Origin of the sequence: Pollutimonas bauzanensis (assembly GCF_900129885.1) — a bacterium.
GTDB lineage: Bacteria > Pseudomonadota > Gammaproteobacteria > Burkholderiales > Burkholderiaceae_B > Pollutimonas > Pollutimonas bauzanensis.
Window position 1 is genome coordinate 43,793 of the sequence record NZ_FQXE01000009.1, and the last position, 11,789, is coordinate 55,581.

The 11,789-nt window shown below is 64.2% G+C and carries 11 protein-coding genes; 3 read left to right on the plus strand and 8 right to left on the minus strand.

Going from position 1 to position 11,789, the window contains the following annotated elements:
• Positions 1–30: 30 nt before the first annotated feature.
• On the plus strand, positions 31–723 hold the full coding sequence (locus BUB23_RS16225) for a winged helix-turn-helix transcriptional regulator (RefSeq protein ID WP_073104646.1): 693 nt from the start codon (positions 31–33) through the stop codon (positions 721–723).
• Here the strand turns inward: BUB23_RS16225 and BUB23_RS16230 are convergent.
• A complete protein-coding gene (locus BUB23_RS16230; protein WP_073104649.1) occupies positions 701–1,600 on the minus strand; it encodes a DMT family transporter in 900 nt (299 codons plus the stop codon). The genes BUB23_RS16225 and BUB23_RS16230 overlap by 23 nt on opposite strands.
• A gap of 71 nt (positions 1,601–1,671) precedes the next feature.
• Entirely contained in the window at positions 1,672–1,887 is a 216-nt protein-coding gene (locus BUB23_RS16235) for a hypothetical protein (protein WP_073104652.1), read from the minus strand.
• A gap of 113 nt (positions 1,888–2,000) precedes the next feature.
• Here BUB23_RS16235 and epsC point away from each other — a divergent pair, with 113 nt between their 5' ends.
• The gene (epsC, locus tag BUB23_RS16240) at positions 2,001–2,924 is read left to right on the plus strand and encodes a serine O-acetyltransferase EpsC (protein WP_073104656.1); all 924 of its coding nucleotides are present in this window, start codon (positions 2,001–2,003) and stop codon (positions 2,922–2,924) included.
• Between the two features lie 17 nt (positions 2,925–2,941).
• On the opposite strand, the gene BUB23_RS16245 is transcribed toward epsC, so the two are convergent.
• Entirely contained in the window at positions 2,942–3,523 is a 582-nt protein-coding gene (locus BUB23_RS16245) for a peroxidase-related enzyme (RefSeq protein ID WP_073104659.1), read from the minus strand.
• A gap of 122 nt (positions 3,524–3,645) precedes the next feature.
• On the opposite strand from BUB23_RS16245, the gene BUB23_RS16250 reads away from it, so the two are divergent.
• Positions 3,646–4,197, plus strand: coding sequence for a hemerythrin domain-containing protein (locus BUB23_RS16250; RefSeq protein WP_073104662.1), 552 nt, complete (start codon positions 3,646–3,648; stop codon positions 4,195–4,197).
• Between the two features lie 8 nt (positions 4,198–4,205).
• On the opposite strand, the gene BUB23_RS16255 is transcribed toward BUB23_RS16250, so the two are convergent.
• From BUB23_RS16255 to BUB23_RS16275, 5 genes are all read right to left on the minus strand, one after another.
• Positions 4,206–5,033, minus strand: a complete 828-nt coding sequence (locus BUB23_RS16255) for a type 2 periplasmic-binding domain-containing protein (RefSeq protein WP_073104665.1) — start codon at positions 5,031–5,033, stop codon at positions 4,206–4,208.
• Positions 5,034–5,035: 2 nt separating this feature from the next.
• Entirely contained in the window at positions 5,036–5,809 is a 774-nt protein-coding gene (locus BUB23_RS16260; protein WP_073104667.1) for an ABC transporter permease, read from the minus strand.
• A gap of 127 nt (positions 5,810–5,936) precedes the next feature.
• Positions 5,937–6,932 carry an ABC transporter substrate-binding protein gene (locus BUB23_RS16265; RefSeq protein WP_073104670.1) on the minus strand — a complete coding sequence of 332 codons (996 nt, stop codon included), beginning with the start codon at positions 6,930–6,932 and terminating at the stop codon, positions 5,937–5,939.
• Entirely contained in the window at positions 6,929–7,702 is a 774-nt protein-coding gene (locus BUB23_RS16270; protein ID WP_073104673.1) for an ABC transporter ATP-binding protein, read from the minus strand. Before BUB23_RS16270 ends, BUB23_RS16265 begins: the two co-directional genes overlap by 4 nt.
• 542 nt (positions 7,703–8,244) lie before the next feature.
• Positions 8,245–11,787, minus strand: a complete 3,543-nt coding sequence (locus tag BUB23_RS16275; RefSeq protein WP_073104676.1) for an ATP-binding protein — start codon at positions 11,785–11,787, stop codon at positions 8,245–8,247.
• Positions 11,788–11,789 lie beyond the last annotated feature (2 nt).

Here is an 11,789-nt window from a genome sequence, read left to right on the forward strand (position 1 = left end):
ATTATTAAGTTATCTAGTCAATTTTTACTTATGGCAATACAGCGAAGCTACGCCGACAGTTGCGCCGCGGCCCATGCGCTGGATCTGGTCGGCGAGCGCTGGGCCTTGTTGATCGTGCGCGAACTGCTGCTCGGCCCCAAGCGTTACACCGACCTGCGCGCCGGGCTGCGCGGCATCAGCCCCAACGTGCTGGCGCAAAGGCTCAACGAGCTCGAAACGGCATTGGTCCTGCGGCGGCGCAAGCTGCCTCCGCCGGCCAGCGCGCGGGTGTATGAACTGACCGAATGGGGCCGGGAACTCGAGCCTGTCCTCCTGCAGCTTGCGCGCTGGGGCGTGCTGTCTCCCTCATTCGCCCCGCCCGCCGGGCTGGGCGTGGATTCGATGGTCCTGTCCCTGCGCACCATGTTCAGGCCGGACCTCGCCCAGGGCTATGCCGCGACGCTGGAAATCGGCCTGGAGCATGACCAGTTCCGCGCCACCGTGGCCGGAGCGCGGCTGGAACTGGCGCGCGGCAGCGCCAGCCAGCCCGACGCCACGATACAGACCGGCACCGACACCCTGGTCAGGCTTGCCTATGGCAAAGCCAGCCTGGATGACGCGCTGCGGTCGGGCGCATTCGCCTTCACGGGCGACAAAACGGTCGTCGAACGGTTCCTGGGCCTGTTCAGCCTGCCCGAGGGGGCCTTCGGCCAGCAGGCGGCTAGCGGCGGGACGACAAAATGATGCCGCTCACAATCAAGGCAAACGCGACGGCGTGATAAGCCTGGGGCATTTCGCCCAAAAAAGCGGACGACATCAGCGCCGCGAACAAAGGGGTAAGGTTATTGAAAAATCCCGCCGTGCTCGGTCCGGCGCGCTGCACGCCCAGGCCCCAGCAGCGGAAGGCAATGATGGCGGGGCCTATCGCCACATACGCCAGCGCCCCGGCCAGCGGCCAGCCCCACTGGATGCGGCTATCGGCCAGAGTCCATTCCCCCGCGGCAAAAATGCCCGACCACACTACGCCGAACGATACCTGGGCCAACAGAAAAGTGGCCCAATTCCGGCGCACCTCGCTGGAATCCCTGGCTTGAATCAGCGACCAACTGTAAAAGGCCCAGACTATGGTCGCCACGATCATGAACAGGTCGCCGATCACGAAGCGCAAGCCCAGCAATTGACGCCATTCCCCATGGCTGAGCACGACGAACACCCCGATCACGGACAAAGCCGCGCCGGCCACCTGCTTGCGCAAAACCCTGGCCTCGAAGAACAGAAAGCCGGTCAGCAGCATCCACATCGGCATGCTGGCCCCGACCAGGGTCACGTTGATAGGCGTGGAGCTGTGCAGCGCCATGTACTGCAAGGCGTTGTAAAGGCCTATTCCCAATAGCCCCAGGCAGGCGTAGCGCTTGCGCTGGGCCCATAAGCCGCTGCCCTTGCGGAATATGGAATAGCCCAGCGGCAATAGTATGATGAAGGCGATAGCCCAGCGCAAAAAGTTCAGGGTGATGGGCGGAACCAGTTCGCTCATCATGCGGCCGACGACGGCGTTGCCGGCCCAAAGAAAGGGCGGAATGATCAGCAGTAAAGCAGTGGACGGCGTAAGTTTGTGATCCATGGAAGCAGACGGTGATGGCTAAAGGCGGGCGCGGCGAGCCGCTATCGTACTGTAACCATCGCGACCGGCGCTCAGCCGTCGACGAAGGGCTGGATCAATTGGGTCGCCAACTGGACATGCTCGGCATCCACCATCAGGGTTTGCGCGTTCAGGCTATTGGACAGCGGTCCCGGGTACATGGAACTGAATCCGGCGCCGCGCATCAGGAAGGAAATGCCATATGCCTGCATCAGCGAAACAATGACGGCCGCTTCGGATTCCGATTTCGGCGAATAGATTGGTATCATATTTGTCCCCCGACACATAATGTTTGCTACGATCTTAACGTTTTGAACCGGAGCCCGCTTGCGGCTGCGGGCTTCTCAAGACGCCCCCATACGATCCGGAGAACAGTATTTCCATGGCAGTTTTCGACATCAACCCCATAGTCAGCTCCCTTAACGCCATACGCCAGGAATGGCGCAGTTCCCAGCGCCGCTCGCGCGAGCCGGGGGGCCGCGAGTTTCCCTCGCCGCAGGCCATGACCAAGATCCTCGACGACCTCAAGGGCGTGCTCTTCCCGATGCGCCTCGGGCCGCTGGACCTGCGCCAGGAAAGCGAGGACTTCTATATCGGCCACACGCTGGATTCGGCCCTGCATGCCCTGCTGCACCAGGTAAGGCTGGAACTCCAGTACCAGGCGCGGCACCGGGACCATGACAATGGGGAAATCGAAGCCCGGGCGATAACCGCCGTGCAGGCCTTCGCCAGCGCCCTGCCGGACATCCGCCGCCTGCTCGACACCGACGTGCTGGCCGCCTACCATGGCGACCCCGCCGCCCGCAGCGTCGACGAAGTCCTGCTCTGTTATCCAGGCGTACTGGCCATGATCCACCACCGGATCGCGCACCAGTTCTATATCCAGGACATGCCGCTGCTGGCGCGCATGTCTTCGGAACTGGCCCATTCCCAGACCGGCATAGACATCCACCCCGGCGCGCAGATCGGCGCGAGCTTTTTCATCGACCATGGAACGGGTGTCGTCATTGGCGAGACATCGATCATCGGCGAGCGCGTGCGCATTTACCAGGCCGTGACCCTTGGCGCCAAGCGCTTCCCGACCGACGGCAACGGCAAGCTGGAAAAAGGCCTGCCGCGCCATCCCATCGTCGAAGACGACGTCGTCATCTACGCCGGCGCCACCATACTCGGCAGGGTTACCCTGGGCAAAGGCTGCACGGTCGGCGGCAACGTCTGGCTGATCGACGATGTGCCTCCGGGCGGCCACGTGACCCAGGCCGATTCGCAAGGCATGCAGAGCTGCGATCCAGCCGTCCAGGAATAGGCGCGCGGCGGGCCGCGCTAAGGCTGCGGCCGGCCCATCGCATGGTATTCCCGGTTGGGGATCATGTCTATGCCTATGGCCATGCGGTTGGACATATTGAAGAAGGCCACGGTGTCGGCGAGGTCGAAGATGTCTTCGCTGCTCAGCCCCGCCGCGCGCAAGAGCTCCCGGTCGTCATCGACGACCAGGGCGGGCGTGCTGGTCAGCTTCCAGGCGAAATCCAGCATGGCGCGCTGGCGCGCATCCAGCTTGGCGACCCGATAATTCATGGCCAGCATTTCGCCCAGCTCGGGGTCGCCCGACAAGGTGCGCACCGCCTGCCCGTGCGCGACCAGGCAGTAATAGCAATGATTGACGCTGGACACCACCACGGCGACCATTTCGCGCTCGAGCTTGCTCAGCCCCGAGGGCGCCAGCATCAGCTCGTTGTACATGGCCATGAAATTGCGCAGCTTGTTGGGGCGCAGGCTGTAAGCGGCAAGCACATTGGGGATGAACCCCAGCTTGTCCACGCATTTCCTGAACACTTCCTGCAGATCCTCATCCAGGGTGGCGGGATCGGCGATACCCAGTGCTGAGACATGATCCGGTTGCGGCATAGAAGTTTCCTCTCGTTGTTATGGCGGCCCTATGCCGATTTGCGGCGGGCCCGCTTTTGACCAATAATGAATCATACCGGCAATATTTCCGAACACCCCAGTGCAACCTCGAGGAAAGCACCATGAGCACGGCGTTTCCAGGCTTTTCAACTCCCGCTGCCAGCACCGAGGCGCCCCTGGAAATGCTCGCCGCCTGCCATATACGCATCGAACGCCAGTGCGCCACCCTGGCGCGCCTGGCCGCGCATCTGCGCGAGCGCGGCAGCGACGCCGAAGCGCGCAGCGCCGCCGCCAATATCATGCGCTATTTCGAAACCTCGGCCGTACAGCATCACGCCGACGAGGAGCGGGACCTGTTCCCCGCCCTGATCGAGTCCATGGCCGGATCCGACGCGGTCTGCATACGCGAGCTCACGCAAGGCTTGAGCGCCGACCATCGCCGGCTGGAAGCCATGTGGCGCCGCTTGCGGCAGACACTGGAACAGGTTGCCGCGGGCCACGCTGCGCTCCTGTCCGAAGACCAGGTGGCATCCTTCGCCGGCTTGTACGAGCGCCACATGAGGCTGGAAGAAGACGAATTGCTGCCGATGGCGGCGCGCTTGCTGGGCGCCCCGGAAATCACGCGGATAGGCCGGGCCATGCGCGAACGGCGCGGCATCGCGGACATAGGCTAGCCGCGCGCTCAATGGCAGTCAGTCACCGTCTGGTCCAGGTACACTTCGAAGGCGATATCCTGCACCGCTTTCTTTGTGGTTTTTTCCAGGAACCGGCTGCTTGCCCAGTCCTTGGCCACCTGCCTCAGCAAGCCCGCCGATGCGCTGTCGCCGCTGGCGACGACAAAAGCCAATGGGACGAGATCCCGCGTCGGCAGGCGCGCTGAAAACTTCTTCCATTCCGGCAGCTTGAGCAGTTCTTCCAGCATGGCGCTATCGTGCACCGCGGCGTCGCAGCCGCCCGTCCTGAGCGCCAGCAAGGAGTCCGCGGGCGCCTTGAATACCTTTTCCAGCGCCCCGTATTGCGCCGCGATGCGGCCCTCGTAGCGCCCGCCTTGCGCCAGGCAAACGGTGCGCCCCGCCAATTGCTGCCATGTCTTGATATTCGTATCGCTGCGCATGATCGCCATCGCGCCGGAACTGTAGCCGGTGGGTATGACCAGCGCCGAGGAACGCAGCGGGTCCGCATCGGCCACGGGCAAAAGCAGCAGCTGCGCCCGGCCCTCGTCGAGCAAGCGGCCGCGGCTGGCGGGGTCGGCCTGCAAGGTCTGCGCTGGCGCCGACAGGCGGCGCGCCAGATCGTCGGCCAGGAATGTCTCGATGCCTTCGGGGGTGCGCACCTTGGAGCCCGCCGCAAAAGGCGGCACCACATAATCGACGCCTAGCGCCAGGGTCCCCCCGGGCGCCAGGCTCGAAGCCGCGCGCGCGGCGAGGCCGGACGCGCCGGCACAGGCCAGCGCGCCGGCCAGGCATGCCCGGAACAGGATCGAAAAGCGGCGCGGGACGAGAGAGTTCATGATCAGACGTATTGATAGCGCAGCAGCCGGCGCTTGAGGTTTTCCAGGATGGCCTGGTCTATCAGGGTCGCCAGAATGGCGATGGTAAGTATATTGCCCATCACGCCCACCATGTCGGCCGTCTCGCCGGCGTAGGCCAGCGAACGTCCCAGGCCCTGTCCGAAGCCTATCAGCATTTCGGCGGATATCAGGGCCCGCCACGCATTGCCGAAAGCCAGCTGGGCGCCGGTGATCAGCTCGGGCATGACGGCGGGCAGGTATACCCGCCTGAGCATGTCCCAGCGGCTCGCGCCCATGACGCGCGCGGCGGACACATGCACATTCAGCACGCTTTCGGTCGCGTTCATCACCGACAAGGCCGCGGGAAAAAATGCCGCCAGCGCGATCACGACGATGATGGGCATATTGCCGAAGCCCATCATGATCAGGAACAGAGGCACCCACGCAATCGACGGAATCGACTGCAGGATGATGATGGCCGATTTGAGCACTTCGCGAAAGAAAAACAGCACGGCGCCGGCCAGGCCGAAGCCGATGCCGAACAGCAGGGCAAAACCATAGCCGAAGCCCAGCCGCGTCAGGCTACCCGCCAGCCCGCTACGGAACGCGGTGGTCTGCACGTCCTGCCACAGGCGGGCCACGACGGTGGGCACGCCCGGCATCAGAAAGTCGGGAAGAAGCCAGGCGGCGATCTGCCAGAACAGCAAAATGGCGGCGACCGCCACCACCATGGCGAGTTTTTTTCTATAACCGGAAAGACGAATCTGGGTGCTCATAAAGGCTTCAAAATCAAGATGGCCGGCGGATACCGGCCATCTTCAATGTAGACAGGAAAATCTGGCATTATGGACCAAGCGGCGCCGCGCGCCGCCTTGGCCCATCAGGCAAGCGATTATCGGCGATTTACAGCTTGCGCGCTGTTTGCCATTCCAGGTCGACTATGCTCTTGACGTCGTATGGCGAACCATCCTTGGTCTTGAGCGCGCCCTGCCCCTGCATGATGTCGGCGATTTCCTGCATGCGGTCCAATTCCTTGGCGGTCAGAACCGGGCTGAAGGTCTGGCTCTTGATCGCGTCGCGTATGATGTCTTCGCGGGGCATGTCGCCATGCTTGAGGGTCTTGAGCGTCGGCTCGGAGATGAAGTAGCTGGCAATCAGCTTGGCGGCTTCCTCGGGCTTGTTCTGCATCAGCTCGATGGCCTCGCGCTGCGCATCCAGCGATTTCCAGACGCCTTCCTTGTTGCTCTTGAGCGTCGCGCCCGACGTGATCACCACCATGCAAGGGAAAGGCCATACCTCGCCGATTTCATAGATCTGCTTGACCGGCGCGATCAACTGCGCAATGCGCGCCTGCGGCTCGAACAGGAAGGCCGCGTCCACGCGCTTGCCGACCAGCGACTGCACCGCCACCTGCGGGCTTACGCCCAGCACGGTCAGGTCGTCCGGCGTCAGGCCGGCGTTCTTGAGCACTACGCCGCGCAGCACGGTATCCGCGGTGCTGCCTTCTTTTTGCGAGGCCAGCGTGTGGCCCTTGAGCCCGGCGACATCTTTGATATTGGCGTCGTCGCGCACCACGATGGCGTGAAAGCCGTGTTGGGCGCCGCCCACCACTTTCAGGTCGGCGCCCTTGGACGACCACGATGCGGCATTGGTGAAGCCGAGCACGCCGGTATCCAGCTGCCCGCCGACAATGGCCTTGATCAAGTCGGTGCCCGACTGGAATTCGATCAATTCCACGTCCAGGCCATGCTTTTTGTAGAAGCCGCCTTCATAGGCGGCGATGGCCTGGGCGTCGTCCATGACGCGCAGATAGCCGATCTTGAATTTGTCGGCGGCCAAGGCCTGGCCGGCCATGGCCAGCGCGGCCAGCGCGGGTATCAATAAACGTGACAGCTTCATACTTCGACTTCCTCTATTAATTTTGCAACGTCATCCTGCTCGGCGTGAATGCCGAGCAGGCCTAGAATTTCCCTGCGCATGGCCGCGAATTCCGACAGATCATGCGTTTTTTCGTGCCGCGCAAGGCTGAATTCCTTCAGCACCGTAGCCGGGCGGGGGCTGAACACGAGTATGCGGTCAGCCAGGAACAAGGCTTCGTCGACATCGTGCGTAACCAGCAGCACGGTAGGCCCCGCTTCGCGTATCAACTGGCGCAGCGCATCCTGCAGGGTCATGCGGGTAAGCGCATCGAGCGCGCCGAAAGGCTCGTCCAGCAGCAAGGCCTTGGGATGTGAGATAAACGCCCGCGCCAGCGCGGCGCGTTGGCGCATGCCGCCCGATACCTGATGCGGATAATAGCTTTCGAAGCCTGCCAGGTTGACCTTTTCCAGCCATAGCCGGGCCTCTGCGCGCGACTGCTGTTTGTCGTTTTTTTGAAACTCCAGGGCCAGCGATACGTTCTGCTCAAGGGTCAGCCACGGGTAAAGGGCGTTCTCCTGGAACATGAGGGTGCGCTCGGGATGCGGCCCCTGCACCGGCGCGCCATCGGCCAGCATCACGCCGCCGCTGGGCTTTTCCAGGCCGGCGGCAATATGCAGGAGCGTGGACTTGCCGCAGCCCGACGGCCCCACCAGGGCCACGAGTTCGCCATCGTCGATTTCCCGGCTGAAGTTGTCTATAACCTGGAGGCCGGAAAATTGCTTTTCTATATTCTTGAAGGACAGCTTCATTAAATTCATCTTACGATTTAGTTATATCGAACTGTAACCAGCGATGTAATGCCCCACAAGAATTTTTATTGTCTATGCTTATATGATTTAGAAATATAAGACTGAGTCATGACCATGGCAGGCCGATGCGGGGATGTGGGCTGTTCTGACGAGCTGACCGGCACGATACCGAAGCCCGCCAACAAACCCATTGTCCAGGCGCCGTGGGCGGGTATGGGTTGGGCGAAATGTTGAGCAAGCCGCGCAGGCGGCCTGTTTCCGGGAGGCAAGCCCGCGCTTGTCTGAGCGACACGCTTACGGACAGCCGGGGGCTGTCCGTTCCGCGAGTTCGCGGGCGCCCGGAAACAGGTCGACTGCGCGGGCAGTCACGGGCGAAGCCCCAGACCGCAGCGATATTGAGCCCAACCCATACCCGCCCACGGCGACGGGTTAAGAACGCTGGGACGAAAGCACCCCAGCCCACGGCGCCGATTTAAGAAACCCAGGCGACGGGTTTAGAAACCACGGCGCCGGTTTAAAACCCAGTGCCAGGGACGTTTGCATCACAACGACACTATATTCACCTCTCCGCCGAACACCTCCCGAACAGTCTCCACCAGATGATCGTGATGGCTCAGGAAAATGACCTGAGTCCGTTCGGAAAGCGCCGCCAGCGCCAGCAAACCCGCCCTGGCACGCGCATCGTCATAATTGATGAACAAATCATCGGCAATAAACGGCAGCGGCGCCGCCTGCTGCAGATGCAGCTCCAGCGCCGCCAGGCGCAAGGCCAGGTACAGCTGATCGCGCGTCCCATCGCTCAGGCCCGCTATCCCGACTTTCGCGCCATCGCTGCGCAAACCCTCCAGCACCATGGGTTCACGGTCGAAATCGACCGCCAGCCGTTCGAACGAGCCCAAAGTCAGTTGCGAAAAAATGGCGCCCGCCCTGGCCAGCATAGGACCCTGCTTTTCCTCGCGATACCTGTCTATCGACCAGCGCAGCAGGCGCGCGGCCGTGTGCACCTTGATATACCGCTCGGCGGCATCGGCCATCCGCGCCAGCGCTTCCTGGCGCTGCGACTCCGCCCTCGCCGCCGCATCCGTGCCGCTTACCGCCTCCAGCCTGCGCACCGCGTCCGCCAGCTCTACTGCCAGGCGGGTGTGCTCCGCCGCCGCGGCATTGATGTCGGCGTTCAGCGCCTCCAGTTCCGCGGCCAGCTGCGTCAAGTCGGCGCCTTCGATTTCAGCCTGCAGCTGCTCGCGCGTATAGCCATCGCCGTTCTCAAGCAGCTCCGCATGCGCGCGGCCTATGGCCGCCGCCAGGCTGCCATGGCGGTCGGACCTGGCTATCGCCTGCCGCAGAGCCTCCTGGTCCTGGACGCCGGCGCGCGCCAGCAAAGGGCGCAGGCTGGCGCTGGCAAGCTGAATCGACTCGTTCGCCTCGCGCAACTGGGATCGCAGGTGATCGAGTTCCCCGCGCATGCTCGTCGCCTGCTCCAGCGCTTGCCGCGCCGCCGCCAGGCGGGCGCTCAAATCGCGGCTGGCCTGGGCCGGATCGCCGCTGTCCACGCTGTCCACGCCGTCCGCGCCGTCCGCGCCGGCGCGCAGCGCCTGCGCGAGGCGCCCGGCCATCGCCTCGAAACCCTGCAGCTCGCCGCGCATCACATCGATATGCTCGACGCGCCGTTGCCTTATCTGCCTCAATTTCTCGGCAATGACTTCCATCAGCGCCAGCGCGCCCTGCACTGCGGCTATTTCGCTATCGGCCGGCAAGCCCGCCTTGGCCAGCGCGGCGGCGCTGTCCTGGCGCCAGCGCTCCATGTCGCCCTGCGCCGCGTCCCTGGCCTGTTGCAAGCCGGTCAACACCGGCCGCGCCTCGATCAACTGGTCCGACAGCGCCGCCCGGCGCACCCTGGACGCTTCCGCCGCGGCCACATAATCATTGGCCTGCAGGCGCAGGACGGCCATATCGGCATCCTCGTCCGCGGGCAAGCCCGCGGCGAGCAGGGCCTGGCGCAGTTCGGCCCTGATGGCCTCCTGCCTGGCGGCCAGCCCTTCCTGTTCTTGCCTGGCCGCGGCCAGGCTTTGCGCGGCATCCAGGACCTTGTCCTTCTGCGCCAGCCAGCCGGAAACCCGCTCCATAGGCATGTCCGGCAGCCCCAGCGCCTGGCACATATCGTTCCAGCGCGCCTCGAATTCCCGCAGCCGGGCTTCATGCGCCCGGCAGTCCGCCGAGGCCAGCTCGCGCCTTTGCTGCTCCTGTTCCAATTGATGCTGGCGGCTCTGCAGTTCGGCGGCTTCCTGCACATTATCCAGCCGCGCATCGGCAAGCTCATCGGCCCGGCGCATGCCTTGCTGGAATGCCGGCGCGCCCGCAGCCATGGGCACGGCGCCGCCCGACAGGGCTTGCCATGCGGCATCGCGCTGCTCGCGGGCCCGCAGGACATCCTCGCTGGTGACCGGGTGGTGCAATTGCTGGTAGTGGCGCAGGGCCAGTTCGCGTTCCTGCACCGACTTGGCCAATTCGGCATGCCGCTGCCTGGCCGTCTTCAAGTCCGACGCCAGTTCCTGGCGCTGGGTCGCCAGGCCGGCCAGTTCTTGCGGGGAAGGCGGCTGCAAAGCCATGAGTTCGGGCACGCCCCGGAACCACGCGCCCAGCCCCGCGGCGGCGCTGTCCAGGTCGGACTGCGCCTTTTCGACCGCTGCGATGGCCTTGCGCATGGCGGCTTGCGGCTCGCCCAGGGATGCCGCATGTTCCAGCGCGGCGCGCAAGCCCGGACGCAGCTCGATGACCGGCAGTTCCGCCAGCCTGGCCTTGAGGCCGTCGATTTCAGACTGCCTGCCGCGCATCGCTCTTTCCGATGCCTGCAAGGCCTGGAGCAGGCCGCCGTGCTCGCGCAAAAGCTGTTCAATGTGCCGGCGCAAGGGCAGCGCGGGCAAGCGCGCCTGCATCGCGGCAAGCGCCGCTGCGGCGGCTGCCTGGGCGTCATCCGCCCCGCCGCCGGCCCCCGGCGACTGGCCGACTGGCGGCCAGCCCAATTGCATGGCCGCATCGACGGCGTCCTGCCACAAGGACGCCGCCTCGCCCTGGTAGCGCTGGATGTTCTGCGCATGGGCGCCGTATCGATGCCGCAGGACCTCGAGCGCCTCGATTTCCGTGGCCAGGGCCAGCACATCCTCGTCGATCTCGACGCCGGCCAGCGCGGCTTCCAGCCTCGCCGCTTCCAGGCCATGGGTAGCCAGCCTTTGCTCCGCCTTGGCCAGCTCGATTTCCGCCGAAGCCAGAACGGCCGCCGCGTCCGCGGGCAGTTCGATGACGGCGCCCAGCTCCCGCAGCGATTTCTCGTGGCCGATCAGGGCCGTCAGTCCGGGAGCCAGGCGGCGTATTCGTTCCAGCCGGGTGCGTCTGGCCATCAAATGCCCGTGCCGTTCGCGCTGTTCATGAGCGGCATCCTGCAGGTCCTGCACATGCTTATGCAGCTCGGCCCACTCCCGGGTGCGCACAGTGACCGCCTTCAGGACGGCATTGGCCTCGTCCAGTTGCGCCTGGGCCATGTACCATAGCCTGTCCTTGGATTTTTTCGGCGCCCACAGCTGGGAGGCCTCCGCTTGCAAAGCCTCGTATACCTTGCCCAGGCTGGCCACCCCGGCGGCGGCCTGGAACAGCACTTGCCCGACATCGTCCTGGGCCTTGAGCATGTCGTTGCCGCCCTGCACCAGGCGCGGATGATCCAGGCCGAACATCTTGTCAAAAAAATCGCCTGTGGCGCCGCCCAGGAAGCCATCCAGCGCCGTATCGGGCAGCGGCGCGCCATCCGGCGCGCGCAAGGTATTCTTGTTGCCCTTGAAGCGCTGGAAATCCAGCGGGCCGCCGGCATGCTCCAGCGCCGCCCCCAGCCTCAATTCGCTCTTGGGATGCAGGAAATCCAGCGGCGTGCGGGGATGAAAGCCGAACAGCAGGTCGAAGAACGCCTGCCTCAAGGTCGACTTGCCCGCTTCGTTGGGACCCACGATCATGTGGAAATCGCGGCGCGCCGCCGGAAATTCAATGCGGCGGTCGGTGAACTTGCCGTAGCGGGCAAGGTCCAGGCGCTTGAAACGCATAT